Consider the following 25,126-nt stretch of genomic DNA (forward strand, 5'->3'; position numbering starts at 1 on the left):
TGACGGCCAGCGTTTCGCACAAAGAAACGATGTTGCCAAAATCTTGACCGGCGGTCGCGGGCGTGGTTACGTGAAGAACCGTCATCAACCCGCCTGTGAGGGAGCCGCTCCGATGACCGTGCATCGAGCCCAGATCGGGCGCTTCTACGAGGATTTCGCGATCGGCGACGTCTACCAGCACCCGCTCGGCCGCACCGTCAGCGAGGCCGACAACACCTGGTTCACCTTGCTGACGATGAACACCAACCAGAACCATTTCAACGCCGCGGTCGCCGAGCGCGCGCCCTACGGCCGGATGATCGTGAACTCCGGGCTCACCGTGGCGATCGTGCTCGGTCTTTCGGTCGTCGACACCAGCCAGCAGGCGATCATGAACCTCGGCTGGGAAGAGATCCGGTTGACGCACCCCGTCTTCGCCGGGGACACGATCTATGCCGAGTCCGTGGTGACCTCGGCCAGGGAGTCGAACTCACGGCCGTACGCGGGCATTGTCGGGTTCCGCACCCGGGGGCTCAATCAGGACGGCGAGGAGGTGCTGTCCTGGCGGCGCACCGTCCTCGTGTACAAGCGGGACGCACCCCATCACCAGAATTACTTCCCGCAGGCCAAGTCCGGGCAGTTGGCGCCATGAGAATCGACTACGCCCCGTGGGGCGAAACACTTTCCGAACTGACGGCGGCGGCGACGGCGGCCGAGGCGGCCGGTGCCGGGGTGCTGTGGCTGCCGGAACTGCACCGCAGCGCGACCGTCGTGGCGGCCGCTGTCGCGCCGACAGTGCGCACGGCCGGGGTGGGGACGGCCGTCGCTCTGGCGTTCGCCCGCAGTCCGATGGTCACCGCGTTGGCGGCGCTCGACCTCGACGAACTGGCCGGAGGCCGTTTCGTACTCGGCCTCGGGACAGGCGCGCGGCGGCTCATCGAGGAATGGCATGGGGCCGAGTGGGAACGACCGGTGGCACGGTTGCGCGACACCGTAACGGCGATCAGGGCTTTCGTGGCGGGAGCGCACCTCGGCGCGCCGATCGCGCACGAAGGGGCGGTGCGCCGGATGCGCGTCAGCGGGTATCAGCGACCGTATCCGCCGGTACGCCGGGAGATTCCGATCTATCTGGCGGCGGTCGGTCCACAACTGGTTCGGCTGGCGGGTGAGATCGCGGACGGTTGGTTGTCGCACGAGCTGTGCTCGCCGACCTATCTGACCGAGGTGGTGCTGCCTCGCCTCGATGCGGGACTGGCCAAGGCCGGTCGGGACCGATCGCGACTCGAAGTGGTCGCCTCGCTGTGCTGTTCGATAACCGACGATGCCATCGTGGCGCGGCGGCGGGCCGCCGGGACCGTCGGCTTCTATGCCTCGGTGGCCGGGTATCGCGAGTTCTTCGAGGCGCACGGCCTTGGCGCGGAGCAGGATCGGGTGATCGCCGCGCGCAAGGCAGGCGGCGGTGCGAACCGGCTCGCCGACTCGGTTCCGGATGCGATGATTGAACCGCTGGTTGCGGCGGGCACGCCCGAGCAGGTCGCGGCGCGGATCGGCGAATACGAGGGGACCGCGGATGTGGTCAAACTCAGCCCCGCGGTCTATGGCCTACCGCCGCAAGACATCCGGGCCTGCCAGGCCCGGCTCATCGATCTGATCCGGGAGCTCAGCCGATGAAACCTCTCCAAGACATCCGGATCATCAGCCTCGAACAGTACGGTGCCGGACCGTTCGGCAGCGTGCACCTGGCCGACCTCGGCGCCGAGGTGATCAAAATCGAGGATCCGCGGACCGGAGGCGACGTCGGGCGCTATGTGCCGCCGTACGCGGCGGGGGAGGACTCGCTGTTCTTCGAAACCTTCAATCGGAACAAGAAATCCGTGTCGCTCGACATGAGCACTCCGGCGGGCCGGGCCGTATTCGACGATCTCGTGCGTCGCGCCGACGCTCTCTACTCCAACTTGCGCGGCGACGTGCCCGCCAAACTCGGCCTCACCTATGCCGATGTGCGGCATCTCAACGAGCGGATCGTCTGCTGTTCCCTCACCGGCTTCGGCATGACGGGACCGCGCGCCGCGGAGCCGGGCTACGACTACATCCTGCAGGGCCTCGCCGGTTGGATGGAGCTCACCGGCGACCCGGCGGGACCGCCGACGAAATCCGGTCTGTCCGTGGTGGATTACTCCGGCGGGTTCGTCGCGGCCATCGCGCTGCTGGCCGGGGTGCACGCCGCCCGCCGCGACGGTGTCGGCATGGACTGCGACCTTTCCTTATACGACACCGCCGTCACCATGCTGAGTTACGTCGCGACCTGGTCGTTGAACACCGACTATCAACCACGGCGGCTGCGCGATTCGGCGCACCCGTCGCTGGTGCCGTTCCAGAACTTCGCCGCCGCCGACGGCTGGCTGGTGGTCGGCTGCGCCAAAGAGAAGTTCTGGCAGCGGTTGGCCGCGATCCTCGACACCGTCGTCGGGGCCCCTGAATTCAGTGGCGATCCCGGTTACGCGACCTTCGCCGAGCGGGGGCGCAACGGGGATCGCCTGACTCGCCGACTGGCAGCGGTATTCGCCACTCGCACAGTGGATTCCTGGCTCGCCGAGCTGCGTGCCGCGGGGATCCCCTGCGGCCCGGTCAACGACGTGGCGGCGGCCCTCGCCGACGAACACACCGCTGCGCGCGGCCTCGTCGTGACGACCGAACACCCCCGCTTCGGCACCGTCCGGCAGCCCGCCTCCCCGGTGCGAGTGGGCACACCGCCCACCGATCACCGACGGGCACCGCAGCGGGGTGAGCACACGGACGAGGTGCTGCGCGGGTTGCTGGGCTACTCGGACGAGCGGATCGCGAAGCTCACGGCCGATGCGGCCTTCGGAGCCGAACAATGAGCGCGGCAGCGACTTTCGCGCAGTGGTCAGTCGCGTTGCGGTCGGCGGATATCCCGATTCCGGTACGCCGCGCAGCCGTGCGCCATGTGCTGGACGGGCTCGGTTGTGCCGCAGCGGCACTCACCGAAGAGCAGCCCGTGCTGACGGTGGCGCGCGAGCTCGGCGGCCCGGCGGAAGCGACAATTCCAGGCACCGGTGAACGAATCGGCGCACCCGCCGCCGCCCTCGCCGGTGCGGTGCTGGTGCACGCGCTGGACTTCGACGACACCCACGCGGGCGGGCTGGTGCACGCTACGGCACCGGTGCTTCCGGTCGCCTTCGCGGTCGGTGAGCAGACCGGTGCCACCGGGGCGGAAGTACTGACCGCCATGGTGGTCGGCTACGAGACGATCTGTCGGCTCGCCGCGACCGTGCCGCACGGCTTCCATGCCCGTGGCTTCCACGCGACGTCGGTCTGCGGCGTCTTCGCCGCCGCACTGGTGGCCGCGCGGCTGTACCGCTTGTCGCCGACCCAGACCGCGCACGCGCTCGGGATCGCGGGGAGTCAGGCGGGTGGACTGCTCGAATTTCTCACCGATGGCGCGAACACCAAGCAGCTCCATCCCGGATTCGCCGCGCACGCGGGCCTTCTCGCGGCACGATTCGCGGCGGCCGGAGTCACCGGACCACGTGCGGTATTCGAGGGCGAGTACGGGCTGTATCGGGCACTGCTGGGGCGCGACGGTATCGATCCGTCGTCGGGGCTGGGCGAGCGGTGGGAGACCACCCGAATCACGATCAAGCCGTACCCGGCGTGCCAGGTGCTGCATGCGACGCTGGATGCGGCTCGCACGGCGGACGTCGACGCGGAGCGGATCGAATCCGTGGTGGCCGATGTCCATCCGGATGCCGTGCCGATCGTGTGCGGGCCGGACAAGGGACTGCCACGCACCGCCTACGCGGCGAAATTCAGCCTGCCGTGGAGCGTGGCCGCCATGTTGCTGGACGGCCGCGTCTCCATCTGCACGTACCGGCAGGTGACTCGTACCGACATCGCCGACCTCGCCGCCCGGGTCACTCATCGAGTGGTGGACGCGGACGGTGTCGTCGCCGAACAGCCGGGTCGTCTCCGAATCCGCCTGCGGGACGGTACCGATCTCGTCGCCACCGTGCCGGGCAGCCGTGGCGCACCGGACGACCCGGGCCTCGACAACCTCGTGCGCGACAAGGCAATCGGCAACGGACTGGCACCCGCGGCCGTCGACGCCATCTTGGCCCTCGCCGACCAGGAGAATCTGCACCCACTGCTGAAGGAGTTGCGGCAATGAATTCGGTAGTGTCCGAGATGGTCTGGCTGCCCGCGGTATCCGGCGACAGCGGCGCGGAAGCGTACGCGCGGGCAGCGGAACAGTTGGCGTCCGTGGACGCGACGGCTCGGGATCTGGTGCAGGTCACCGAGTTCCGCACGCCGGCGGTCGCGGATCAGCCATCCACCCGACCCGAAGGGGTCACGCTGTCGGTGGTGCCGGTCGACCGGCTGGTAGATCGGCCACAGCGCGTGACGGTGCAGTACACCGTGGTGCCGGGCGGCGGTGGCCGAGTGGTGACGCCGCACGGTGTGGTGACGACTGCGGGCGGCGTCGTCTATCTACCGGGAATCACCCCGCCGAATCCGGCCGCGAGTTTCGCCGATCAGTATCGCGCCTGCTTGACCATGGCCCGGGACATGCTGGAGCCGTTGGGTTTCGGGCTGGAGCACCTCGTGCACACCACCGACTACACGGGGATGGTTACGCGCGCCGAGTACCCGCGCTGCGGGCGGCCCCGGCGGGATCTGCTCGGCGGCACCGGCATCGACGGGCAACTGGTGTTCCCCGGTGCCGCTGGCATATTAGTGCCCACCGCGAACGGCCCCGCGGTGCGGTTGGACGCGATCGCGTCGACCGAACCGCTCCGCACCGTCAACCCCGGCTGGAGCCGCTACGACACGCTGACCTACCGACCCGGTGTGCTGGCAGGTGAGCTGCTGTTCCTGTCGGGTTTCGCCGCTCTCGACCCGGCCACCCAGCGCGCGTTTCCCGGAGATCTGGTTGCTCAGGCCGATTATATATACGCGGCCATCACCGAGGTCTTGCACGAGGCGGGCACGGATGGTCGTTCGGTGGTCCGGTTAGTGGAGTACGTGACGCCAGCGGCCGCCGAGTCGTATGCGGAACTGGATCCATTGCGGCACAAATACTTTCCGGGTGGTTGTGCGTTGACCTCGGTAGTCTGTTCCGGCCTGCTGCGCCCGGAGTTCCAGCTCGAGGTGGTCCCGACGGCGGTGCTGCGATGAGCATGCCGGTTGCCGAGTTCACCGCGCTGATCGGCCGCGAGGTGATTTACACCGCGCCGGAGCCGTTGGGGCGAGCGGCGATCCGATACTTCGCCGTCGCGGTTGGCGACCACAATCCGCTCTACACCGACGAAACCTACGCGCGGGCACACGGATACGCCGGCGTGATCGCTCCGCCGACCCTGATCTGCGAGACCAACCAGTTCACCGGCCTGCCGCGCGACGGCGACGGATTCGCCGGGCACAACTGGGGCATCGAAGTGCCCGGCACGACCCTGGTGCGCGGCGGCAACACCTACGAATTCCATCAACCGACCCGCCCATCGGACATCATCACCGCCACCTGGCGCATCGTCGACGTCGAAACGAAGGGCGGCAAACTCTTCGTCCGATCCCGCGCCACCTATCGCAATCAGCACGGCACGCTGCTCGCCAGCAACGACGAAACACTCATCTACGTCCCACTCGAGACTGCGAACCCGCGGCGGACACCGGAGGCGAAGTGATCGACATCGGCACCCGGATACCGCCGTTGCGCAGGCGCATCGAGCAGGCGGACATGATCGCCTACGCCGGTGCCACCTGGGACTGGCACCGCTTGCACTACGACACCGGCTATGCCACCGAGCGCGGACTACCCGCGCCGGTCATCGACGGACAGTTGTTCGGTGCGTTGCTCGCCGAGCAACTGCTGGACTGGCTCGGACCGCGCGCCAGAATCAGCCGCCTGCACTTCCGCTTCCGCGCCATGGCTTTCGCGGGCGAGACCGTCTGTTGCACCGGCGAAGTCATCCAAACCGAGCCGGACGGCGCACTCGTGGTGCGGCAGCAGGTAGCGGTGGCGGGCGATCGGCCGCGGGTGATCGTGGCTCCGGCCGGGGCAACGGTGCTGCCGGAATGAGCGCTGTCGCCATTGTGGGTGCCGCCGAATCCGATCTCGGCCTGACCGGCAAATCCATTGCGCACCTGCAGGCGCAGGCGATCACCCGCGCTCTGGCCGACGCCGGGCTGACGGTGCGCGATGTGGACGGCATCGCCACCGCCGGGTTCTCCCGGTTCTCCACCGTCCAGCTGGCCGAATATCTGGGCATCGAACCCTGCTGGACCGACTCGACCGCAGCGGGTGGTTCCGCATTCGAGATGTATGTGGCGCGTGCGGCGCAGGCCATCGAACACAATCAATGCCGCACCGTCGTGATCTCGCATGCCTCGAACCAGCGCAGTGCCAGATCCCGCTCCCTGGCTGGTGTTTTCGAGGAGCACACTCCGCAGGCGCAGTTCGAGGCGCCCTACGGCCCGCTCTATCCCTTGTCCTATTACGCGATGGCCGCGCAACGCTACCTGCACGAACATCGTTCAGGCCGCGCCGCTTTGGCGGAGGTCGCGGTGGCCGCACGCCAGTGGGCCCTGCTCAACCCTGCCGCATACCGCTACGGCGCAGGTGAACTCACCGTCGACGCCGTACTCGATGCGCCGATGGTGAGTTCACCACTCACCGCCGCCGACTGCTGCCTGGTCACCGACGGCGGTGCCGCCGTGGTGCTGACTTCGCTCGACCGCGCGAGAAGCCTGCGGCGGCTACCGATCCAGATCCTCGGTTACGGCGAATCGAACACCCAGGCCAGCATGGCGGCCGCACCGGATCTGTTGCGGCCCGGCTCTTTCAACTCGGCCCAACGCGCCTACGCGATGGCGCGGCTCGGCCCGGGCGATATCGACGTCGCCCAGATCTACGATTCGTTCACCATCACCGTGCTGCTCACCTTGGAGGGACTCGGCTTCTGCCGACCGGGGGAGGCGGCCGAGTTCGTGGCCGACGGCCGTATCCGCCCCGGTGGTGCCTTCCCGCTGAACACCAGTGGCGGTGGCCTTTCCTACTGCCACCCTGGCATGTTCGGCCTGTTGCTCTTGGTCGAGGCGGTGCGCCAGCTGCGCGGTGACTGCGGCGACCGCCAAGTACGCCGCGCGGACGTGGCTTTGGCGCACGGCACCGGCGGCATCATGTCCACTCACGCCACCGTCATCCTGGGGCGGGACCGATGAACGTGCCGGTCGACGAGATCACCGAGCCGTGGTGGGCGGCTACCCGGGACCGACGCCTGCTGCTGCAGCGCTGCCTGGAATGCGCACAGCTCCAGCACTATCCGCGTGCGCTCTGTACCGGGTGCGGGTCGACAGCCCTGGACTGGACACAAGCCTGCGGGCGCGGTGTCGTCGACTCGTTCACGGTCGTGCATCGCGCGCCGGGCCCGGAATTCGAGGTGCCCTACGTGGTCGCGCGGGTGCGCCTGACCGAGGGTCCGATACTGCTCACCAACCTGGTAGGTGCCGAACAGTGGCGCTGCGACGACCCGGTGTGGCTGTGCTGGCGCGAGATCGGCGACGGCCGGTTGCTGCCGGTGTTCGAGAAGGAGAACGATGGACTTCGAATTGACCGATGAGCAACGAGATTTCCGCGCTGTGCTGCGTGCGTTCGTGGACAAGCAGATCATGCCGGTGGCCATCGAATGGGAACACGAGGGTCGCTACCCGACCGAGATCGTCGACACGATGAAACAGCTCGGCCTGTTCGGTCTCACGGTACCCGAGCAATACGGTGGGCTCGACGTCGACAAGGTGTCGTTCGCCCTGGTCTTCGAGGAGATCTCGCGCGGTTGGATGGCCATCGCGGGCATCATCGGCTCGCATTCGCTGTCCTGCTGGATGATCGCCGAGCATGGCACCGAGCAGCAGAAGAACCGCTACCTCCCCGAACTGGCGACCGGAGCCCGGCGCACCGGCATCGCGCTCACCGAACCGGACGCGGGTTCGGACCTGCAAGGCATCGGCACCCGCGCCCGGCGCGACGGCGACCACTACGTCGTCCGTGGCGCCAAGACGTGGATCACCAACGCCCGGCACGCGAACCCGCTGCCGATCCTGGTGAAGACCTCGATCACCGAACCAGCGCACAAGGGCATGTCGATCCTGTTGGTGGACACCACGACACCGGGCTTCACCATCAGCAGGGACCTACCCAAGCTCGGCTACCGCGGGACCGAATCCTGCGAGCTGATACTCGACGACGTGCGGGTCCCGGTCGACGCGCTGCTCGGCGGAGTGGAGGGGCGCGGCATGCAGCAGGCACTCTCGGGACTCGAGATCGGCCGGATCAATATCGCCGCCCGCGCTGTCGGTGTGGCGCAGGCCGCCTACGAGGCCGCGCTCGAATACGCCAGGCACCGACAGGCTTTCGGCAAACCCATCGCCGACTTCCAGGCGATCCAACTGAAACTCGCGGATATGGCCACCGAGATCCAGGCGGCTCGCCTGCTCACTTACTGGAGCGCCGCCCGGGCGGACGGCGGTCATCGGGTGGATATGGACGCGGGCATGGCCAAATACTTCGCCTCTGAGACTGCGATCCGGGCGTCCCTCGAGGCCATGCGCATCCATGGCGGGCACGGGTACTCGCGCGAGTTCGTCGTCGAGCGGCTCTACCGGGATGCGCCGTTGCTGGCGATCGGGGAGGGCACCAACGAGATTCAGCGCATGATCATCGCGAAGGCGTTGTTGTCCGGCGAACGCAAGGTGGGTTGGTGAGATCGGCGCTCTATGTGCCGGGTAACCGCCCCGAGCTCTTCGACAAGGCGCTCGGCGGGATGGCGGACGTGGTCCTGCTCGATCTGGAGGATTCGATACCGCTGCGCGAGAAGGACAGCGCCCGTGCCGCCGTCGCCGATTGGCTGCGCACGGTATCGCCGCGCGGACAACGCATCTGGGTGCGGGTGAACCCGGGCCCGCTCGGCGAGCAGGACTTGTCGGCGGTCGCGTTACCCGCGGTTGCCGCGGTGTGCCTGGCGAAAACCGAATCCGCAGACCAGATCGACACGGTCGACGCACTGCTGCGAGCGCACGAACAGTATCCAGGTGCGATCCGCGTGTGCCCGCTATTGGAAAGCGCGGCAGCGGTACTCGACGCGCGCGCCATCGCCGCGGCACCTCGGGTCTCGCGCCTGCAACTGGGCGAGGCGGACCTGTGCGCGGAGGCCGGCATCACGCCGGGCGCGGACGAGTTGGAGCTGCTGTCCCTGCGCACTCAGGTGGTGCTGGCCTCCGCCGCGGCGGGCATCGAGCCGCCGCTCGCGCCGGTGCGCACCGACTTCCGAGATCTGGCGGACTTGCGCCGATCGACAGAAGCCTTGGCGCGCATCGGATTCCGCGGGCGGGCCTGTATCCATCCGGCGCAGGTGCCGGTGGTCAATGCGGTATTCACCCCGGACGCGGCGGAAGTCGACCGAGCGCGGGCACTGGTGGCGCGCTTCGACGCCGCCGACGGCGGGGTCGTCCTCGACGACGCGGGCCGGATGGTGGACCTGGCGGTCATCCGCCAGGCCCGCCGACTTCTCGGCTCCCACCACTAGCCGCACACTCCTTGATCTCCCGCAAGCCACATCGCCTGCGATCGCGTGTGCGAGAAATCAAGGGGCGTACGAAATTACGCGGCGGCGGTGGCTAACAGCGCCAGTGGTCGGACCGCGACGGCCTCGACACCACGTGGTCGCAGCTCACAGGTGAACACGACCGGCTGCCCGGCGGTGAGGGTTTTGAAGCCCGGGGAGTCGATGCTGGAGTACTCCACGAAAATGCCACCGGGATAGCCCTCGGCGTCGAGGAATCCGAAGCCCTTCGCGGTGTCGAACCAGCGGACGGTGCCGTGCATCCACTCTTCACCCGCGGGCATTACGCGGCCCCACGGGCAGCCGAGCGCTTGCCGGATTCGGGTTGCATTACCTGCTGCCACCAGGATGCGAGGGGGCTGGGATCAGGCCAGACGACAGCTGCGCTGTTCTTGGCTGTTCTACTAGCTGCTCGCTTGGAATGTGTTGAGTTGTTCTGTCGAGCCACGGTTGACGATCTCCTCAGAATCGATACGGTGCGCGGGCACCCCGCGAGCGCGGGATGCCCGCTTCGGCGCGGTCGAAACTGTCCGTATGCGAATCCCATATTAATCGCCCAGAGCTCGCGCGAGCGCACAGTGGCCCAACTCACTCCGGCTCACATGCCGTCGCCGTCCCAGCGGCCGCGGGATCGGCTGCGTACCGGCAGGGTGGACAGGATCGGCGCGGGTATCGGGTCGCCCTCCGTCCAGGAACGGCCGTGTCCCCAGTTGTGCGCGCCGGAGTCGGTGCGTTCGTGCGGGTGCTCCAGGGCATGCGGGTCGGCGCCCCAGTCGAACGCGTGCGCGTGCCCGTGCCCACCGGCCAGTGTGGCCGAATCCACCGCCTTGGCGATCGCGATCAGACTCGGATCGGTCCCGCTGCCGTGCTGTACATAGTCGCCCAGGTCGAGGCCCTCGCGTTCGCGGAAGTACGCGGCCGACTTGGCCAGGTCGGCCAGATCGGCGGCACTGCGGGAACGCGGGTCGCCGAGATCGTGGCTGGACATCGACCAGCGCGCCGGGTGCCCGCCCGGCCGCCAGTTCACCGCGTCGCCACCCCAGCGCAGCCACTCGTTCTGGGTGTACCAATTGAACAGTTGCCCGTCCGAGCGCAGCAGCCAGGTGGCGCCGCCCTCCATGGTGGTGAAGTGGCCGTGCTTGACCCGGGCCGGCCGGAAGAAGTAGGTGCCGAGGTCGAGCGTGCCGAAGTTGTACTCCATGTGGCCCTGGGTGGTGTAGGCCTCCTCGAAGCACGGATGGTGCGCCAGCCGGTGATCCGACCAGCCCTCCTGGGCGTGCACCAGCCGGGTGTAGAAGCCGGAGATGGGGTCCACGTGCAGATATTTGATGACCATGCCCGGCATCGGGCCCGCGTTGGGCACCGGTTGCCAGGGCATGGCGGCGGTGTCCAGCACGATGACGTCCTCGCGCGCTCCGTCCCAGCGCGGCGCGTCCGGACCGGCGACCGGGTCGAAACCGGCGTCGCCGTACTCGCGGTAGTGCAGGATCTTGGTTCCCTCGGTGAACCGCATCGCCTCCACCGGAACACCTTTGGGGGCGAAAACGTAAGCGCCCGAACCGATCACACGCTCGCCATAGCTGAGGACGCCGTCGAGGACGTAGTACTCGGTGTTCGCGTGATGGATGCCGGGACCGCGACCCCAGTGGGTGTGGAAGTCGACGCGCAGCGACGAGGAACCGTCCTCCTCGTCCACCGACAGTCGCCGTTCGCTGGCCCGGCCTTCGCCGCCGATCAGTTCGGCGCCGTGCCAGATGTAGTCGTCCTCGTGGATCAGTTCGACATGTGGCCGCATGATCAGATCTCCTTCGCTTCTCGTAATTGGCGTTTCAGGACTTTCCCGGCGGCGCTGCGCGGTAGCTGGGCGACGACGGTGATCTGTCTGGGCAGCTTGGGGCCCGCGAGCCGAGTCCGGCAGTGCGCGGTGAGGGTGCCCGCGTCGAGGGTCGCGCCGGGCAGGGCCACGACGAAGGCGGTAACCCGTTCGCCCCATTCACCGTCCGGCACACCGACAACCGCCGCCTCGGCCACGCCGGGGCAGCCGGACAACACCTCCTCGACCTCACGCGGCGCGATATTCACCCCACCCGAGATGATCATGTCCTGCTTGCGGTCGACGATGCGCAGAAAGCCGTCCTCGTCGGCGGTGGCGATATCGCCGCTGCTGAGGAAGCCGTCCTCGGTCACGCAGGCGGCCGTGGCGTCGGCGTCGTCGAGGTAGCCGCTCATCAAATATGGTGAGCGGCTGAACAACTCGCCGCGCTCGCCCGGCTGCACTGGCTGGCCCGCCTGGTCGAGGAGACGTACTTCGGTCATCAGCCAAGGGGTGCCGACCGAGCCTGGTTTGCGGGATGCGTCCCCGGGGCGGCAGTTCGCGACGATGCCCGCTTCGGTGGAGCCGTAGAGCTCGTGGACGCCCGCTCCCGGAAAGGCTTGCCGAGTCCAGTCTTTGAGTGCGACGGGCAGGGCAGCGGCATTGAAGTAGAGGGTGTCGACGCTGGACAGGTCGTAGCGACGCAGCGCCTCCTGGCCCAGCGCGCGCAAGGCGTGGGCATGAGTCGGTACGAGGAAAATCGACTGTGCGCGTTCGAGTTCGATCAGCCGAAGCAGCTGCTCCGGATCCCACGAGCGCAGCATGCTGACCGTGCCGCCGGTGTAAACCGGCGCGTAGCCGAACGCGAAACCGGCCCCGTGATACATCGGCGCCACCGCGATGGTGCGCCTGCCGAGGCCCAGGCCCCATTCGAGCGCGGCGCCGTAGAAGGTGAGCGCACGCGAGCGATGGCTGATCACCACGCCTTTGGGTTTGCCCGTCGTGCCCGCGGTATAGGCGATGCAGAACGGTTCGGTTTCGCCGACGTCGGCGCGTGGGTCGGTGGGATCGGCGCGGGCCAGTGCGGTTTCGTAGTCCGGACCCAATTCCGTTCCGCCGACGCAGAACACCGTCGGCGGCGCCGAATCGGCGACGATACCGGCGTAGGCGTTGTCCGCGACGAGTGCGCGGCAGCCGGAGTGGGCGAGCAGATAGGCGGCCTCCGGGGCGGTGAGCCGCGGATTCAGGAGCACCATAACCAGCCCGGCTTTAGCTATGCCACAGGCGACTTCGGGATACTCGAGGCGGTTGCCGAGCAGGACAGCCACCCGTTCACCGGTCCGCAGGCCCGCGCTCAGCAAGGCGGTGGCCACCCGGTTCGACCGTCCATCGAGTGCCGCGTAGCTCAGTCGACGATCGCCGTCCGCCACCGCAATGACCGCTGGGCTGGCGACACCGAATTCCCGGATACCGGTCGCGATCGACAAGGCCGATCCACCCGTTCGCAACGGCATCGCGCTCCTCCTCGCAGTGCTGGAAACGTCGTTTCCCTATTTTCGGGACAGCGGTGTCCCGGTGCTTCGAGTACTCGGGGGACGAGTCAGTGATCGCGCAGCAACGACCCGGCGCCGTCCACCCGGTCCTGGATGCCGTTATCGCGCAGCGCCATCCACCACGTCGCGGCATTGATCGCGATCACCGGCTTGCCGAGCCACCGTTCCGCCTCGTCGGCCAGTCGCACCATGGACAGGTTGGTGCCGCACTGCACCAGCGCATCGACCTTCGGGCCGTCCACTTCGAGCAGCGCGGCCCGCAGTTCGTCCTCGGTCACGTGCGCTATGGATACGGCGGTGGGACAACGCAATCCCTTGATCGCGACGACTTCGAAGCCGAGTTCCCCGAAAAAGCGCACCACGTTCGCGTCACCGATCGGCTGATACGGCGTGACCACCCCGATGCGGCGTGCACCGTACAGTTCCAGTGCCCGCCGACAGGCTTCGGCACCGGTGGCGACTTCGAGTCCGGTCGCGTCCTGGATCTGCTCGACGAACCGCAGGTTGCCTTCGACGCCGCCCCAGAAGGTCTCGGCGGACATGCCCATCACCATGTAGTCCGGCTCGCAGGTCAGCACCCGCGCGCAGGTGTAGTCCATTTCCGCGCGGATCTGCTCGAGCAGGCGATCCATGCCCGCGTCGTCACTCATATTCTGGTCGCGGATGTGAATGCGGCCGAAATGCGCGGTCACTCCTGGCACGCCCATGCGGTAGAAGTCCGGTTCCACAATCGTGTTGGTGGACGGGGCGAGCACGCCGAACTTGCGCCGCCAGCCGAGTACGTCGGTCATCGGGTCGAACTCCTTGCTGCCGTTGTCATTCGGTGAACAGGTCGCGGTGCCGGAACGGGGCCATCAGGAACCGGCCCGCGACCTTGGGTGTGGTGAGCCAGCGGACGTGCGCGCCGTTACGTGTGCGCGAGACCGCGCGTTCGGCCAGCCACGGCGCGACGGTCTCCACCCGGTCCGCCAGGATGTTGAACACTTTGCGCGCCTCGGTCAGTTCGACGGGGTCGGTATAGCCGTGGGTGAGCAGGTCGGTCACCACCATGCCGGGGCTGAGCAGGCCGACGGACACCCCGGCGGGGACTTCCCCGGCCAGGGCTTCGGTGAGATAGGTGACCGCGCGCTTGCTGGCGCCGTAGGCGGCCAGGCCCGACACGATGCGGCCGTCGCTGCCGAGGCCCTCCATATTCCAGACGTGCCCACCGGTCGCGGACATGCCCGCGATGGCGACCGCGGAACCGTTGATCGCCCCGAGCAGATTGGTCTCCAGCACCTTGCGTGCCTGCGCGGCGGGCATTTCCCACAGCGGCGCACGGGCATGCGAGATGCCCGCGTTGTTGATCCAGACGTCGATGCGGCCGAATCGTTCGCTCGCCGCGTCCCAGAGTGCCTGCAGTTGGTCCCGGTCGGTGACGTCGGCGGGGACCACCAGTGCGGTTTCCGGGAGCTCCGCGCGTAGCTGCTCGATGCGCTCGACATCGGTGCCGCATACGGCGACCCGATGACCGCGAGCGAGCAGGGCGCGGGCGATGCCGAGGCCGATGCCGCGCGTGCCGCCGGTCACCACGACGGTACTCATGACCGCTCCAGAACGCCGTGCACCACCGCGCCGAGCCGATTGTGTTCGAACAGTTCGTAGACGACGGCGATGGCATTGCCCGCGCCCATACCCGGTTGCGCGTCGATCATGAATTCCCGTCCGGTGAGCCGCCTTCCGTCGGCGAAGTGCAGTAGCGGATAGTTGGCGCGCCCGTAGGCGGTCGCGTTGCCCCAGACGTCGGGCCCTTCGTGGAATGAGCGGGCACCGTCGCGCCGGACGCTCGCCGAATACTGGTGATCGATCGGGCCCGCCCAGGTGACGCGGTGTTGCGCACTGAGCAGGGTGACCGGCTCGATATCGACGGTGACCCGCAGTGTGCCGAGGAGGTTTTGCTCAGCGCCCCACAGTTCGCAGTCACCCGCGTAGCGGCTCGGCTGCTTCGACGGATAGATGAACGGCACCGCTCCGCAGCGTGTTTCGGTGTCGACACGCTCATCGACGAGCGCGGGGTCACGGGTATAGACCCCGTTGAAGACACCCACCATGGCCGGGCCCTGGTACAGCACCGACGAATACACCTGGGTATCGCCAATCGTCTGATTCCAGGTATTCAGGCTCACCTGCCAGCCGGGGCCGTAGTAGTGCGCGTCGACGAATCCGCCATAGGGCTGGCCCGAGCCGAAAAAGTCCGGCCCCGTGTAGATCCGGTCCGCGTCGGAGTCGAGCACGCCGAAGGCGAACGGCGCGCCCGAGGCGAAGCGACCGGCCAGCTCTCCGCCGCCGGTGAGGCCGCCATCCATGTAGTAGGTGGTGACCCCATCCTCGAAGACCGAGGACCTGCGGATGTCCTCGAAACCGCGCCACACGCCGCCCGCGTCGAAAAGGGAGGGGCGCCCGACCCATTCGCCCGCGATCCGCTGCTGCCAACGGCTCGGTGCGGCCGCGGTGTTCATGACACCAACTCCCCGCGCACCCGCTCGGCTTGGTCGGTGCCGAGCAGCCGGGTCACCTGCGCCCACACCGGATCCACCGCCGGGCTGAACAGATTCGCGCGATTGGCCCGATCGCGGGCGGGAAGATCCGCCGCGACGGACGGAACGCCTTTGTCCAGCAGGACAAGCCAATGTTCGAGATAGCTGTCGACGGTCGAATCCAGTGCCCGGAACGCGTCATCGGTGGCCCGGCACACCAGCATCCACGGCGACATCATCGCCCGCTGCCGTGGTCCGATCGCGGCGGGCGACAATCCGTCGATCTGCCATGCGGCTTCCAACAGCGGAGTAAGCGGCAGGAAGGCCGCATCGAGATAAGGCAGGTTGATTGCCAGGTCGGCACGGGGGATCAGATCGAGGTGCATCGCGTGGTACTCCGCCGCCCGCACCGAATCCAGCGTGAAATGCGGTACGGCGGAATCACTTCGGGTGAACGCGAAGATCATGTGGCTGTCCAGGCCGATTGCGGGCACCACGAGGTCGACGGTGACGGCCTTGTCGATCGGCCCGCCGCGCAACACCCGCAGCCTGCCTACCGGATCGGGGCACATGGCACTGGTCAACGACAGATCCTCGGTGACGGCGAGGCCGAGCGTCGACCGGACGGTGTCCAGGGTCCGTTCGCTGAGCGTGGCGGGCAGACTCATGACGTGGCACCTCCGTTGCGGGCCTTGTGCACCCATGCGCTGGCAAGTTCGGGATTGTCGCGACGTGCGGGCGAGGGGATGATCGTGGCCTTGCGCCTCGGCACGTCCCCGGTGATGATGTCGTCGCCGCCGACCCACCAGCCGTCCTTGATCAGCTGGGCACGCCTGCGCCGGTAGGCGACCTGGAGTCCGTCGCTGCGCACATGCAGTTCGTCGGACAGATCGAACGGCAGTAGCTCCGGCCGTTGCGACTCGACCACGGGGCGGTCTTGCAGCAGGATCATCTCGATCCGCTTGCGGGTGTTGGCGTCCGCCCAACCACCGGTGAAGAAGTTGCGGTAGCCGATGATCTTGATCAACGTACGGTCCTGGGAGAGCGGGATATTGAAGTCGTAGAGCAGCAGATCCCCGATCGGCAGCCGGATATGCAGCTTGACCAGGTTCGGCAGATACCAGCCATTGGTGACGGTGACGTACTCCGGGCGTGGTTTGCGTTTGGCCAGCAGTCCCCAAAGTCCCTTGGGCGGAGGTGGACTCAGCTGGATATCGGCCTCGGCCGACCAATCTCCGGTGCGGATCCGGAAATCCGGGATCCCCGGCTTGTCGGGGTTACCGAACGCGGTGCCGTGCACGAACGGAGTGTGCGAGGCGTCCACCACGTTCTCCAGCGCCCGTTCGTAATTCGCGTCGATGACCATCTCGTACTGCACCCGCCGGAAGGTCGGATCGTCGTGCTCGGGCAGTGCCGGGATGGGCGGGCGCTGCTCTTCCGGCAGATCGCCGAGGAAAGCCCAGACCATCCCGTACCGCTCGACCGTCGGGTACGCGTCGACCCGTGCCTTGCGGGGTATCTTGCGCTCCTCCGCATTGGCCGGGATCTTCACGCAGACACCGGTGGAGTCGTACTGCCAGCCGTGGTACGGACAGGCGATACGGTCGCCGGTCACCGAACCCATGGACAGGGCGCCGCCACGGTGCACGCACAGATCGGACAGGCAGATCACCATGCCTGCTTCGGTGCGGTACAGCACGAAATCCTGGCCGAGACAGGTCACCTTCCTCGGCTGTCTGCCGACCTGGTCGGCGAATTCCACCGCGTACCAGAAGTTCTTCAGCATGGTCTTGCTCCTAACGGTGGATCAACCGCAGGCCGCGGTCGAAACCGGCCAACTCGGCCTTGGCCTCGGCCGAACCACGCAGGTGCGCGCGCAAGAAGGCCGACGTCAGTTCGGCGAACGGGGCGAGCGCCGGCGCTTCGTCCGGCCCGTCCAGAAAGGCACGGGCCGCGGTGGGATCGGCATCGGCGATGCCGAAGTGGTTGGCGCCCTCGACCACGGCCAGCAGATGCGCACCATCGGGCAGCGCCTCGGCGAAGGTGCGGCCGACCGGGTCCGGCCGATCGGCGCCGTCCTCGCCGTAACGGTCGGCGCTGCCGTTGATCACGCCGTCATTGGTGCCGACGCCGAGCAGCACCGGGCAAGCCACCTGGGCGGGCAGGACAGTGCCAGGCGCCCAACCGAGCATGGTGGCCACCATGGTGTGCGCGCCCCACGCGAACACCGCCCCGACGCCGGGGAAGAAGCGCGCCGACTGCAAAACCACGGTGCCGCCCGCGGAATGCCCGCCGAGTGCGATGCGGTCCAGATCGAGCGCGCCGCGCAACGGAGGCAGATCGTTCAGTTGGGTGAGGGCGCCCAGGACGGCGCCGATGGTCGGACAGGTCGGACGGGTGCCGTAGGCGTCGGGACGTGCCGCGGCCAGATCCACGCCCGGCGTGAGACCGCGCTGACCACCGAACAATTCGGCGACTCGGTCGAAGGTGACCACGACGAAGCCGCTTTCGGCGATCGCGGTGGCGAATCGGCGATAGGAGTCCTGGCCGACATTGACGCCGGAGAGGAACACCACGACCGGGTACGGCGCGTCCGCCGGGTCGTGCGCGAAAACCCCGGAAAGGCGCTCGGTGTCGGTACCGGAGGCAACCGCGGGGTAGTAGACCTTCAGATGGGCGGTGTCGAACGGTGCGTCGCCGTCGGTGCGAGCGGACCACCACAGGGATCGAATGAGCCTCATGCGGCAGGCCTCGGCAGGACCCGGTCGCCACCCCAGAGCGCACGGACCAGTCGCTGCGTGAGCTGCGCGCCGAACATCCGTTCGCCCATCACATTCGCGGGATCACGTTCGGCGATATTGCGGCGCATCGCCAGATCCCGTGCCGCGAGTGCCGATCGTTGCTCGGCCGGAACGGGTTCGGCCGCGGCTACCCAGCCGAGCCACTGGTCCACGCGGGCCCGCAGCAGATCGGCGACGGTGTCGAGATTCGGGCGGGTCGGCGGGAACGAATAGCAGTACGCGGTGGGCGACAGGCTGCCCCGAATGAATCCGGTGCGGCTGGTGAACCAGGCGAAGTCGGGGTGCTCTTCCTTGAACGTCAGCCACGGTTCGTCGTCGGCCGCGTAATAGCTATCGAAATAGGCTGCGTCGCCGACTAGATCGCCGCGTGGGATCGCATCGACGTAGAACCAGCCATCCGGCCAGAGCAGCAGGGCAGTGCCGAGATGCGGCACCCGGACCTGCGGACCGAGCCACGCGGTGAGGTGCAGGTTGACGAAACCCGTTCGCGGATCACCTATCCAGGAATGCACCAGCCAGTCGATCTCGGGACCGGTGTAGGCGGCGAGGCTGCCCGCCGGTCCGGTGGCCGCGTCGCCATAGTCGTCCAGTTCGTCGGTGCTCGGGTCGCGGTTCAGCGTAAACCGCTCGGCGATCCGAAACTTCAACTCGGTCAGCAGCTCCCGCCACTCGTCGAACGTCGCGGTGACGTCGACCCGCGGTGTCTCGTCGACCATTTGTGCGACATGCTGCACGGTTTCCTTCATGAACTCTCCGCTCCTCGGTGTGTGGTCCGTGGGCGCCCGGCCACGAGATCGGTTCCCTTGGATACGGTGCGATTGACGGCCTGAGCCGGTCGGACGGTGGCGCGCACACTCAGCGCGCCCGGCGGTGCCTCGGTCACGATCGGATGGCTGATCACGCCGGTGAACGGCCCGGGCCAGGCGGTCCACAAGGTGAAGTCCGGACTGAGTGCGTAGACAGCGCCGACGAGCCCGTTCTCGCCGCTACCCGCGGCGAGCACGTTGAGCCGGTTTTCCGCGGCGCGCTCGGGCAGTCCGAGCCGCAGCTCCCACGGCTCGGCCGGGGTGCACGGGACCGCGACGACGTCCGCGTCCTGAACAGCGGCGAGCCGGAACGTCTCCGGGAACAGCGAATCGTCACCGACCACGATGGCCATTCGCCCCCAAGGCAATTCGAATACAGTGAGTTCTGTGCCGAGCTCGGTGAGCCAGGGGTGTCGGTTGGTCCGGTGCAGCTGAGGCTGTCGTCCGACAATGCCCTCGGCATCGACCAATACTCCGTGGTGTGCCGCACCTTCGCGCACCGTCAGTACGGCACGCGCGGGTGAGCCACGCAGCGCCCGAACAACTTCGGCGATCGAGATGTCCGCGAGCTCCGGCAGCACGAGCAGTTCGACGCCGTCGGCTACGAGATCCTTGATCGTTCCCGCGTCTGGTGCGACGAGTGCGGTAGCCAGCGATTCGGCGCCCGGTCGCGCCCGCCGCGGGCTCGGTGTGGCGGCCAGCGGTGCGTAGATCTCCGGTCGACGGGCCGCCACCATGTCGGTGCCATCCGGACGACGCTTGTCGTCGGCGCGCGCGACGTCGATATCGGCGATGACGATCGCCTCGCCCGACACCGGGGCCACGGCGACCGGGGCACCGTCCGGCGCGACTATCTGGCTTTCACCCGCACCGTGCAACCGGTCCTCGGGCACCCCGAGCCGGGCCGCGATGGCGGGCAGCTGCGTCGCGGGCAGCAGCGGCCCGACCTTGTTCGCGGCGACCACCCACACCTTGTTCTCCGCCGCGCGCACCGGAACATGCAGGCTCGCCTCATCGACGGCGAACGAATTGAGGCTGTTGAGCAGGAGTTGCGCACCGCGCACCGCCAGCGAACGGGCGACCTCGTTGATCACGCCTTCCATGCAGGCGTACATGCCGATGCGGCCTAGGGGGGTTTCGATCACGGGTGATTCAGTGCGGCCCTGGTCGAGGTAGTCGTGCTCCGCGCCCATCAGGATCTGCTTGTCCGATTCGCCGAGCAGGGCGCCGTCCGGGCCGAAGAGGAGGCCGGTGCCGGTGGTGCGGCCGTCCGGGCGGGCCAGCGTGACACCGATCTTCACGTACATCCGGTGCCGTGCGGCGCGTCCGGCGATCGCGGTGAGGAATGCGTCGCCGGGTGTGCAGGCCATTCTGCGGGCATGCGCGCGGTCGTCGTACCAGGATAGGTGGTTACAGAACTCCGGAAGCACCACGAGTTCGGCCCCGGCGTCGGCGGCCGTGTCGATCATCCTGAGGCAGGCAGCGAGGTTGACCGCGAGGTCGGTCCCCGCGGCGAGTTGTCCGGCCGCGACTCGGGTCATCGGCTCGCACGCTCCTATCCGGAATGCGTTTCGTAGATCGAAACGCTGTTTCCACATTTGGATTCTGTACCGCACCGCGCGATCTGTCCAGGGGTGGACCGGATTTCGTGCTTCCCGCAGCACGTCTTGACACCCACTGGTGCCACGGGTTCAATATGGCAATTGCGAAACTGTGTTTCCTACAGCGAAACATGCCGCAGGAGGTGAGGATGACGACCTGCGAACCGTCTACCGCGTACTGGACGCGGACCGCTGCTTCGTCGAGGCGCCGACGTCGGTCGGTGGCATGAGTTCCCCGACTTTCGAGCGCCCAACGGTACGTGCGTGGATCACCGTGTGCGCCGGGGCGATGCTGGGTCCGGCGTCCGGTGGGCAGCTGGTTTTGCTCGGTAAGCCGCTAGGGGGCGCGCTGGGTGTGCCGGGGGCGGTGATCGGCTATATCGCACTGACCGGACTGGTAGTCGGATGTCTGACTGTGCCGCTGTGCCTTTGGCTGCTCCGGCGGTACTCCTCGACCGCGCTGGCCGCCGCCTTCGCTGTGCTGGCTGGGTCGGCGACGATCATTTCCGGTCTCCTGCCGGGGATTTGGTTGTTCACCGTGGGCGTGCTGGTCGCGGGCGCATGCGCCGGTCCGCTGCTGATCATCGGACGGGCACTCGTAGCGGACGTGGACCCGCGCTCCCTTGCTGGTTGGCATGCGGTGATGATCATCGGTGTCGCGCTGGCTGCCGTACTTGCCGTCGTCTACGACGGTGCGCCTGGAAATGGACTGATCATCAGCGGTAGTCTCGGCACAGTTGTTGCGCCGCTGTCGATTCGGCGCGTTGCGGTGCCGCGATTCACCGGCAGATCGCAGGACTGGTGGTCGCCGGGGTCGCTCGGAAATTCGGCCCCACTCGCGATTGCGGCCGACCGTCCCCGCCTCCGGCGCTCGTCGCTACTACTCGGGTACGCGGCTGTTGGACTCGCCATCGGCGGGACTACCTTGCCCGCCCTGCACCTGCTGCTGTTCCGGTGGAACGCCCTCGGCACCGAGCAGGCGACGTGGCTCCTGCTTGCCGCGATACCCGCCGTGCTCGCCGTGGCGCTGCCAGGCCGCATCGATGCTGTTGTGCCCCTGCTCATCCTGGCCGCGGGTGGACCGCTGCTGGTCGGCACCGCGCCGGGAGCGTTGCCGCTCGCCACCGGGATGGCGGTGACCCTGACGGCGGCCTGCCGTGCGGCGGCGTTACTCGATACCACTGTTTTCGCGGGTGTCGCGCTCGCCGATCGTGCCGCGGCCGCCGTGGTCACGGCAGCGGTTGCGGTGGCCGGAGCGCTTGTCGGTCTCGGCATGGTCGATCTGCTCGGTCGACTCATCGGCACCGGCTCCGCGCTCGCCGTGCTGGTTCTTCCGATCCTGGCTGTCGCCTTCCGCTGCGGTCGGCACGCGGCCGTCCCCACGCACCGGCCGAGCATCCCCGGACTGGCTCCCGAAGGAGGCGCTTCATGATCCGTGCCGTAACCCGTTCGGCCGCAACGCTGCTGATCGCCGGTCTGCTGAGCACTGGAGGTGGACCGGCGGCGCGCACGGCTCCGGAGGACCGGCCGCTGTTGCAGCTCAGCGAGACAACGAAGCTCACCGAAGGGCAGCAGATCACCGCGCGTGGCAGCGGCTTTCGGCCCGGGCTCGCGGCGGTGGCGGTCGGCGTATGCCGTCAGGGTTTCACCAACGGCCTGAAGGACTGCGATCTCGACGGCGGGGCCACCTTCGTCAATATCGGCGACGACGGCACCTTCGGGACGCTGACCTTCACGCTGCGGCACCGATTCCAGGGCATCGACTGCCTGCGCGAGCAGTGCGTGGTCGCTGCCGCGCCATTGCCGGGCACCGAACCGCCCGCGATCATCGCGGCCAACTCGGCCGAGGTGCCGCTGGATTTCGCGGGCGCGCAGCTGCCGGTCGCCACCACGGCCGCGGTGGCCGCCGCCCCTGCCACCGATACCGAGGGCCCGTCCACGTTGCTGTGGATGGCGACCGCGGGCCTGCTGGTGATCGTCGCCGGCCTCGCCCTCGCCGACCGGCGGCGGCTGTAAAGAAGAACTCCTCAGGAGGAGCCCATGAGAACCCGCATAGCCCGCTTCGGCCTACTCGGCACGGCGACGCTCGCCGCACTGCTCGGCACGAGCCCGATAGCCTTGGCCGCTCCCGCTTTACAGCTGAGCCAGAACACCGGCCTGACCGTCGGCCAAGCCGTCACCGTCACGCTGGACGGCCTGCCGCCGAACCTGCCCACCGTTGCTGTCGGTCAATGCAAACCCCAGGTCGTCGCCCCCACCGACTGCAACCTCAGCGGCTCGCTGCTCGGTACCGCCGACCCGCAAGGCACCTGGCAACCCAACGGCGGCAACAAAACCCTCACACTGATCGCCACCGTCGGTGGCACCGACTGCACGGTGGCCGCGGGCGCCTGCACCATCGCCGTCACCAGCTTGACCAATCCGACCCAGATCCTCGCGTCGGTGCCGCTGAACTTTGGTCCCGCCGCGACTTCCGCGAAACCATCTGCCACAGCAGGTGATACGAGTGCGTCGGAAAGTTCTGACGAGGACAGCAACACACCGCTCATCATCGGCATCGCGGTGGTCGTAGTGGTTGTGGTCGGCGCGGGAATCGTGGTGGCAGTACGCCGCCGAACCGGAGGCTCCCGATGACCGCCGATGCGGGCCGCAACCAGGTGCTCACGCACGTGGTGCTGATGAAGTTCCACAACCGGTCCGACGCCGAGAAGGCCGCAGAACTCCTCACCGCCCTGGTCGATTCCGTGCCCCAGATCAAAACCCTCACCGTCGCTCTCGACGAACTCGCCACCCCCGTCTCCTACGACCTGTGCCTGACCACCACCCACGACTCGCTCGACGACTTGTCCGCCTACCAAGACCACCCAGCCCACCGCGAACTCGCCCAATGGCTCGTTTCCCGCCTGGCGGCGCGCGCCGTAGTCGACTCCCACGTCCCCGCAAGCCACTAGCCAGCCCAGCCGCACATCCTTTGCTGGCGGGGGTCGGGGTGGGGTCAGTGGAGTGCGGGCGGGTAGGCGCGGGCCGGGAGGCCCGCGCCGCCCGCGCGGAATGCGACGGGGGCGTGCGTTACGACGGTTTGGACGTATTCGCGCAGGCCTTCTTCGGCGTACTCACGGCCGTAACCGCTGTGTTTGGTGCCGCCGAACGGGGCGCGCAACGACATGCCGGTGCGGTTGTGGGTGTTGATGAACGTGAAGCCTGCCTCTAGTTGGGCGGCAAAGGCGAAGGCGCGGTCTTCGTCGGCCGACCACACCGAGGCGGCTAAGCCGAGGTCGGAATCGTTTGCGCGGGTGAGCGCTTCGTCTTCGGTGCGGTAGGAGAGTATCGGCACGGCGGGACCGAACTGTTCGTGTCGTACGAGGTCGGCATCGTCCGGGAGGTGCAGGGCGAGCACCGGTTCCAGGAAGTATCCATCGCTGTCCGGCGCGGCGGCCAGCGGGACGATTCGGCCGCCTCGATTCCGGGCGTCGGTCACCAGACCGGTGATTCGCTCCATGGCGGCTCGGGTGACGACGGGCCCCATCGTGACCGTCTCGTCCACCGGATCGCCGACGATCAGAATGCGCTGTGCCGCCGCGAGATACGCGTCGATGAACTCATCCGTCCGATCCGCCGGGACGTACAACCGCTTGGCCGCCATACACACCTGTCCCGCGGTGGCGAACGAGGCCAGCACCAGCCGCTCGTAATCCGCTGGACCGAGCGCGAAGTCGTCGAGAAAGACGGCCGGGTCGTTGCCGCCGAGTTCGAGCACCACCGGTTTGATGGCTTGTCCCGCTGCCGCCGCGACGCTGCGACCCGCCGCCGCACCCCCGGTGAACGCCACCTTCCGGACCAGCGGATGGGCAATCAGCGCCTGCACGGTATCCGGGCCACCATGTAGCACGGTGGTGCCCGGCAGCAGCGCGGCCGCCTCGGCGACCGCAAGCGGTGCCAGCGGCGACGGCTTGAGCACCACCGTATTACCAGCTGCCAGCGCAGGTCCGAGCTTGAGCATCGACAGGATGATCGGCGCGTTCCACGGGGTAATCGCGACCACCACACCGAACGGCTTGGGGGACATGCCGATCCGCCCTTGTTCATCATCGATGACGGTTGCGCTGAACACTTCTGGTCCGTGGTCGGCCACCCACCGCAGATAGGTTGCTGCGAAGCCGATCTCACCCCGACAGTCGGCGACCGGCTTACCGGACTCGCGGGCGAGCAGCGCCGCGAGTGCGTCCGTGCCCACATCGAGTCCCGTCGCGGCGGTCCGGATCGCGGCGAGCCGATCGGGCAAGGAGCGCCCGGACCATTCCCGGAACTGCTTGTGCGCCTCTCGAACTACGGCGTCGACCGCATCAGGCGCAGTGACCGGGACAGCACCGACGATTTCCGTCGGGCACGCGGGATTCTCGCGCTCGATGATCACGACCGAGC

27 protein-coding genes are annotated in these 25,126 nt (G+C 67.8%); 15 read left to right on the forward strand and 12 right to left on the reverse strand.

Translation table 11 applies throughout. The annotated features are described in order from the left end of the window. Nucleotides 1-112 precede the first annotated feature (112 nt). Genes ACFK0J_RS08135 through ACFK0J_RS08185 form a run of 11 tightly spaced genes read left to right on the forward strand, consistent with a single transcriptional unit; the run spans nucleotide 113 to nucleotide 9,578 of the window. The gene (locus ACFK0J_RS08135; RefSeq protein WP_378738019.1) at nucleotides 113-631 is read left to right on the forward strand and encodes a MaoC family dehydratase; all 519 of its coding nucleotides are present in this window, start codon (nucleotides 113-115) and stop codon (nucleotides 629-631) included. Then, entirely contained in the window at nucleotides 628-1,650 is a 1,023-nt protein-coding gene (locus tag ACFK0J_RS08140; protein WP_378738021.1) for an LLM class flavin-dependent oxidoreductase, read from the forward strand. Before ACFK0J_RS08135 ends, ACFK0J_RS08140 begins: the two co-directional genes overlap by 4 nt. Continuing rightward, nucleotides 1,647-2,861 carry a CaiB/BaiF CoA transferase family protein gene (locus tag ACFK0J_RS08145; protein ID WP_378738023.1) on the forward strand — a complete coding sequence of 405 codons (1,215 nt, stop codon included), beginning with the start codon at nucleotides 1,647-1,649 and terminating at the stop codon, nucleotides 2,859-2,861. The genes ACFK0J_RS08140 and ACFK0J_RS08145 overlap by 4 nt, the downstream gene beginning before the upstream one ends. After that, nucleotides 2,858-4,168 carry an MmgE/PrpD family protein gene (locus ACFK0J_RS08150; RefSeq protein ID WP_378738025.1) on the forward strand — a complete coding sequence of 437 codons (1,311 nt, stop codon included), beginning with the start codon at nucleotides 2,858-2,860 and terminating at the stop codon, nucleotides 4,166-4,168. Before ACFK0J_RS08145 ends, ACFK0J_RS08150 begins: the two co-directional genes overlap by 4 nt. Then, the gene (locus ACFK0J_RS08155; protein WP_378738027.1) at nucleotides 4,165-5,175 is read left to right on the forward strand and encodes a RidA family protein; all 1,011 of its coding nucleotides are present in this window, start codon (nucleotides 4,165-4,167) and stop codon (nucleotides 5,173-5,175) included. The genes ACFK0J_RS08150 and ACFK0J_RS08155 overlap by 4 nt, the downstream gene beginning before the upstream one ends. Then, nucleotides 5,172-5,681 carry a MaoC family dehydratase gene (locus tag ACFK0J_RS08160; protein ID WP_378738029.1) on the forward strand — a complete coding sequence of 170 codons (510 nt, stop codon included), beginning with the start codon at nucleotides 5,172-5,174 and terminating at the stop codon, nucleotides 5,679-5,681. Before ACFK0J_RS08155 ends, ACFK0J_RS08160 begins: the two co-directional genes overlap by 4 nt. Then, complete coding sequence (locus tag ACFK0J_RS08165; protein WP_378738031.1) at nucleotides 5,678-6,076, forward strand: MaoC/PaaZ C-terminal domain-containing protein; 399 nt, start codon at nucleotides 5,678-5,680, stop codon at nucleotides 6,074-6,076. Before ACFK0J_RS08160 ends, ACFK0J_RS08165 begins: the two co-directional genes overlap by 4 nt. Further along, on the forward strand, nucleotides 6,073-7,218 hold the full coding sequence (locus ACFK0J_RS08170) for an acetyl-CoA acetyltransferase (protein ID WP_378738033.1): 1,146 nt from the start codon (nucleotides 6,073-6,075) through the stop codon (nucleotides 7,216-7,218). Before ACFK0J_RS08165 ends, ACFK0J_RS08170 begins: the two co-directional genes overlap by 4 nt. Beyond that, nucleotides 7,215-7,616, forward strand: coding sequence for a Zn-ribbon domain-containing OB-fold protein (locus tag ACFK0J_RS08175; protein WP_378738034.1), 402 nt, complete (start codon nucleotides 7,215-7,217; stop codon nucleotides 7,614-7,616). The genes ACFK0J_RS08170 and ACFK0J_RS08175 overlap by 4 nt, the downstream gene beginning before the upstream one ends. Beyond that, nucleotides 7,594-8,757, forward strand: a complete 1,164-nt coding sequence (locus tag ACFK0J_RS08180; protein WP_378738036.1) for an acyl-CoA dehydrogenase family protein — start codon at nucleotides 7,594-7,596, stop codon at nucleotides 8,755-8,757. Before ACFK0J_RS08175 ends, ACFK0J_RS08180 begins: the two co-directional genes overlap by 23 nt. After that, nucleotides 8,754-9,578 carry an HpcH/HpaI aldolase/citrate lyase family protein gene (locus ACFK0J_RS08185; RefSeq protein WP_378738038.1) on the forward strand — a complete coding sequence of 275 codons (825 nt, stop codon included), beginning with the start codon at nucleotides 8,754-8,756 and terminating at the stop codon, nucleotides 9,576-9,578. The genes ACFK0J_RS08180 and ACFK0J_RS08185 overlap by 4 nt, the downstream gene beginning before the upstream one ends. 74 nt (nucleotides 9,579-9,652) lie before the next feature. On the opposite strand, the gene ACFK0J_RS08190 is transcribed toward ACFK0J_RS08185, so the two are convergent. The 11 genes from ACFK0J_RS08190 to ACFK0J_RS08240 form a co-directional block, all read right to left on the reverse strand. Then, nucleotides 9,653-9,898 (reverse strand): cold shock domain-containing protein, encoded by a 246-nt coding sequence (locus tag ACFK0J_RS08190; protein ID WP_378738040.1) that lies wholly within the window; start codon nucleotides 9,896-9,898, stop codon nucleotides 9,653-9,655. A 314-nt stretch (nucleotides 9,899-10,212) separates the two neighbouring features. Continuing rightward, nucleotides 10,213-11,409 carry a DUF4437 domain-containing protein gene (locus ACFK0J_RS08195; protein WP_378738042.1) on the reverse strand — a complete coding sequence of 399 codons (1,197 nt, stop codon included), beginning with the start codon at nucleotides 11,407-11,409 and terminating at the stop codon, nucleotides 10,213-10,215. 2 nt (nucleotides 11,410-11,411) lie between these two features. Continuing rightward, nucleotides 11,412-12,941 (reverse strand): class I adenylate-forming enzyme family protein, encoded by a 1,530-nt coding sequence (locus ACFK0J_RS08200; RefSeq protein WP_378738044.1) that lies wholly within the window; start codon nucleotides 12,939-12,941, stop codon nucleotides 11,412-11,414. Nucleotides 12,942-13,027: 86 nt separating this feature from the next. After that, nucleotides 13,028-13,771 carry an arylmalonate decarboxylase gene (locus tag ACFK0J_RS08205; RefSeq protein WP_378738046.1) on the reverse strand — a complete coding sequence of 248 codons (744 nt, stop codon included), beginning with the start codon at nucleotides 13,769-13,771 and terminating at the stop codon, nucleotides 13,028-13,030. 25 nt (nucleotides 13,772-13,796) lie between these two features. After that, the gene (locus ACFK0J_RS08210) at nucleotides 13,797-14,564 is read right to left on the reverse strand and encodes an SDR family oxidoreductase (protein ID WP_378738048.1); all 768 of its coding nucleotides are present in this window, start codon (nucleotides 14,562-14,564) and stop codon (nucleotides 13,797-13,799) included. After that, nucleotides 14,561-15,478 carry a hypothetical protein gene (locus ACFK0J_RS08215; protein WP_378738050.1) on the reverse strand — a complete coding sequence of 306 codons (918 nt, stop codon included), beginning with the start codon at nucleotides 15,476-15,478 and terminating at the stop codon, nucleotides 14,561-14,563. The genes ACFK0J_RS08210 and ACFK0J_RS08215 overlap by 4 nt, the downstream gene beginning before the upstream one ends. Next, on the reverse strand, nucleotides 15,475-16,164 hold the full coding sequence (locus tag ACFK0J_RS08220) for a hypothetical protein (RefSeq protein ID WP_378738051.1): 690 nt from the start codon (nucleotides 16,162-16,164) through the stop codon (nucleotides 15,475-15,477). Before ACFK0J_RS08220 ends, ACFK0J_RS08215 begins: the two co-directional genes overlap by 4 nt. Next, a complete protein-coding gene (locus ACFK0J_RS08225; RefSeq protein ID WP_378738053.1) occupies nucleotides 16,161-17,282 on the reverse strand; it encodes a Rieske 2Fe-2S domain-containing protein in 1,122 nt (373 codons plus the stop codon). Before ACFK0J_RS08225 ends, ACFK0J_RS08220 begins: the two co-directional genes overlap by 4 nt. Nucleotides 17,283-17,292: 10 nt before the next feature. Beyond that, on the reverse strand, nucleotides 17,293-18,237 hold the full coding sequence (locus ACFK0J_RS08230; RefSeq protein WP_378738055.1) for an alpha/beta hydrolase family protein: 945 nt from the start codon (nucleotides 18,235-18,237) through the stop codon (nucleotides 17,293-17,295). After that, complete coding sequence (locus ACFK0J_RS08235) at nucleotides 18,234-19,043, reverse strand: oxidoreductase (protein WP_378738057.1); 810 nt, start codon at nucleotides 19,041-19,043, stop codon at nucleotides 18,234-18,236. The genes ACFK0J_RS08230 and ACFK0J_RS08235 overlap by 4 nt, the downstream gene beginning before the upstream one ends. After that, nucleotides 19,040-20,644 carry a nitrilase-related carbon-nitrogen hydrolase gene (locus ACFK0J_RS08240; protein WP_378738059.1) on the reverse strand — a complete coding sequence of 535 codons (1,605 nt, stop codon included), beginning with the start codon at nucleotides 20,642-20,644 and terminating at the stop codon, nucleotides 19,040-19,042. Before ACFK0J_RS08240 ends, ACFK0J_RS08235 begins: the two co-directional genes overlap by 4 nt. Before the next feature lie 286 nt (nucleotides 20,645-20,930). Between ACFK0J_RS08240 and ACFK0J_RS08245 the strand changes: the two genes are divergently transcribed. Genes ACFK0J_RS08245 through ACFK0J_RS08260 form a run of 4 tightly spaced genes read left to right on the forward strand, consistent with a single transcriptional unit; the run spans nucleotide 20,931 to nucleotide 23,655 of the window. After that, nucleotides 20,931-22,136, forward strand: coding sequence for a hypothetical protein (locus ACFK0J_RS08245; protein ID WP_378738061.1), 1,206 nt, complete (start codon nucleotides 20,931-20,933; stop codon nucleotides 22,134-22,136). Beyond that, nucleotides 22,133-22,720 (forward strand): GPS-CTERM domain-containing protein, encoded by a 588-nt coding sequence (locus ACFK0J_RS08250; RefSeq protein ID WP_378738063.1) that lies wholly within the window; start codon nucleotides 22,133-22,135, stop codon nucleotides 22,718-22,720. Before ACFK0J_RS08245 ends, ACFK0J_RS08250 begins: the two co-directional genes overlap by 4 nt. A 24-nt stretch (nucleotides 22,721-22,744) precedes the next feature. Continuing rightward, nucleotides 22,745-23,338, forward strand: coding sequence for a neocarzinostatin apoprotein domain-containing protein (locus ACFK0J_RS08255; protein ID WP_378738065.1), 594 nt, complete (start codon nucleotides 22,745-22,747; stop codon nucleotides 23,336-23,338). Continuing rightward, complete coding sequence (locus ACFK0J_RS08260) at nucleotides 23,335-23,655, forward strand: Dabb family protein (protein ID WP_378738067.1); 321 nt, start codon at nucleotides 23,335-23,337, stop codon at nucleotides 23,653-23,655. The genes ACFK0J_RS08255 and ACFK0J_RS08260 overlap by 4 nt, the downstream gene beginning before the upstream one ends. A 44-nt stretch (nucleotides 23,656-23,699) precedes the next feature. Here the strand turns inward: ACFK0J_RS08260 and ACFK0J_RS08265 are convergent, their stop codons facing one another. Next, complete coding sequence (locus tag ACFK0J_RS08265) at nucleotides 23,700-25,118, reverse strand: aldehyde dehydrogenase family protein (RefSeq protein WP_378738069.1); 1,419 nt, start codon at nucleotides 25,116-25,118, stop codon at nucleotides 23,700-23,702. Between the last annotated feature and the right edge of the window lie 8 nt (nucleotides 25,119-25,126).

The sequence above is a fragment of the Nocardia brasiliensis genome, assembly GCF_042691675.1.
Classification (GTDB): Bacteria; Actinomycetota; Actinomycetes; order Mycobacteriales; family Mycobacteriaceae; genus Nocardia; species Nocardia brasiliensis_D.

Bases quoted from the DNA above. Each gene is read 5' to 3' on its own strand.
- ACFK0J_RS08205 (WP_378738046.1), bottom strand. From the start codon at position 13,771: ATGACCGACGTACTCGGCTGGCGGCGCAAGTTCGGCGTGCTCGCCCCG.
- ACFK0J_RS08260 (WP_378738067.1), top strand. From the start codon at position 23,335: ATGACCGCCGATGCGGGCCGCAACCAGGTGCTCACGCACGTGGTGCTG.
- ACFK0J_RS08200 (WP_378738044.1), bottom strand. From the start codon at position 12,941: ATGCCGTTGCGAACGGGTGGATCGGCCTTGTCGATCGCGACCGGTATC.
- ACFK0J_RS08155 (WP_378738027.1), top strand. From the start codon at position 4,165: ATGAATTCGGTAGTGTCCGAGATGGTCTGGCTGCCCGCGGTATCCGGC.
- ACFK0J_RS08140 (WP_378738021.1), top strand. From the start codon at position 628: ATGAGAATCGACTACGCCCCGTGGGGCGAAACACTTTCCGAACTGACG.
- ACFK0J_RS08245 (WP_378738061.1), top strand. From the start codon at position 20,931: ATGAGTTCCCCGACTTTCGAGCGCCCAACGGTACGTGCGTGGATCACC.
- ACFK0J_RS08150 (WP_378738025.1), top strand. From the start codon at position 2,858: ATGAGCGCGGCAGCGACTTTCGCGCAGTGGTCAGTCGCGTTGCGGTCG.
- ACFK0J_RS08175 (WP_378738034.1), top strand. From the start codon at position 7,215: ATGAACGTGCCGGTCGACGAGATCACCGAGCCGTGGTGGGCGGCTACC.
- ACFK0J_RS08135 (WP_378738019.1), top strand. From the start codon at position 113: ATGACCGTGCATCGAGCCCAGATCGGGCGCTTCTACGAGGATTTCGCG.
- ACFK0J_RS08180 (WP_378738036.1), top strand. From the start codon at position 7,594: ATGGACTTCGAATTGACCGATGAGCAACGAGATTTCCGCGCTGTGCTG.
- ACFK0J_RS08170 (WP_378738033.1), top strand. From the start codon at position 6,073: ATGAGCGCTGTCGCCATTGTGGGTGCCGCCGAATCCGATCTCGGCCTG.
- ACFK0J_RS08230 (WP_378738055.1), bottom strand. From the start codon at position 18,237: ATGAGGCTCATTCGATCCCTGTGGTGGTCCGCTCGCACCGACGGCGAC.
- ACFK0J_RS08160 (WP_378738029.1), top strand. From the start codon at position 5,172: ATGAGCATGCCGGTTGCCGAGTTCACCGCGCTGATCGGCCGCGAGGTG.
- ACFK0J_RS08225 (WP_378738053.1), bottom strand. From the start codon at position 17,282: ATGCTGAAGAACTTCTGGTACGCGGTGGAATTCGCCGACCAGGTCGGC.
- ACFK0J_RS08255 (WP_378738065.1), top strand. From the start codon at position 22,745: ATGAGAACCCGCATAGCCCGCTTCGGCCTACTCGGCACGGCGACGCTC.
- ACFK0J_RS08190 (WP_378738040.1), bottom strand. From the start codon at position 9,898: ATGCCCGCGGGTGAAGAGTGGATGCACGGCACCGTCCGCTGGTTCGAC.
- ACFK0J_RS08250 (WP_378738063.1), top strand. From the start codon at position 22,133: ATGATCCGTGCCGTAACCCGTTCGGCCGCAACGCTGCTGATCGCCGGT.
- ACFK0J_RS08220 (WP_378738051.1), bottom strand. From the start codon at position 16,164: ATGAGTCTGCCCGCCACGCTCAGCGAACGGACCCTGGACACCGTCCGG.
- ACFK0J_RS08240 (WP_378738059.1), bottom strand. From the start codon at position 20,644: ATGACCCGAGTCGCGGCCGGACAACTCGCCGCGGGGACCGACCTCGCG.
- ACFK0J_RS08145 (WP_378738023.1), top strand. From the start codon at position 1,647: ATGAAACCTCTCCAAGACATCCGGATCATCAGCCTCGAACAGTACGGT.
- ACFK0J_RS08235 (WP_378738057.1), bottom strand. From the start codon at position 19,043: ATGAAGGAAACCGTGCAGCATGTCGCACAAATGGTCGACGAGACACCG.
- ACFK0J_RS08195 (WP_378738042.1), bottom strand. From the start codon at position 11,409: ATGCGGCCACATGTCGAACTGATCCACGAGGACGACTACATCTGGCAC.
- ACFK0J_RS08210 (WP_378738048.1), bottom strand. From the start codon at position 14,564: ATGAGTACCGTCGTGGTGACCGGCGGCACGCGCGGCATCGGCCTCGGC.
- ACFK0J_RS08215 (WP_378738050.1), bottom strand. From the start codon at position 15,478: ATGAACACCGCGGCCGCACCGAGCCGTTGGCAGCAGCGGATCGCGGGC.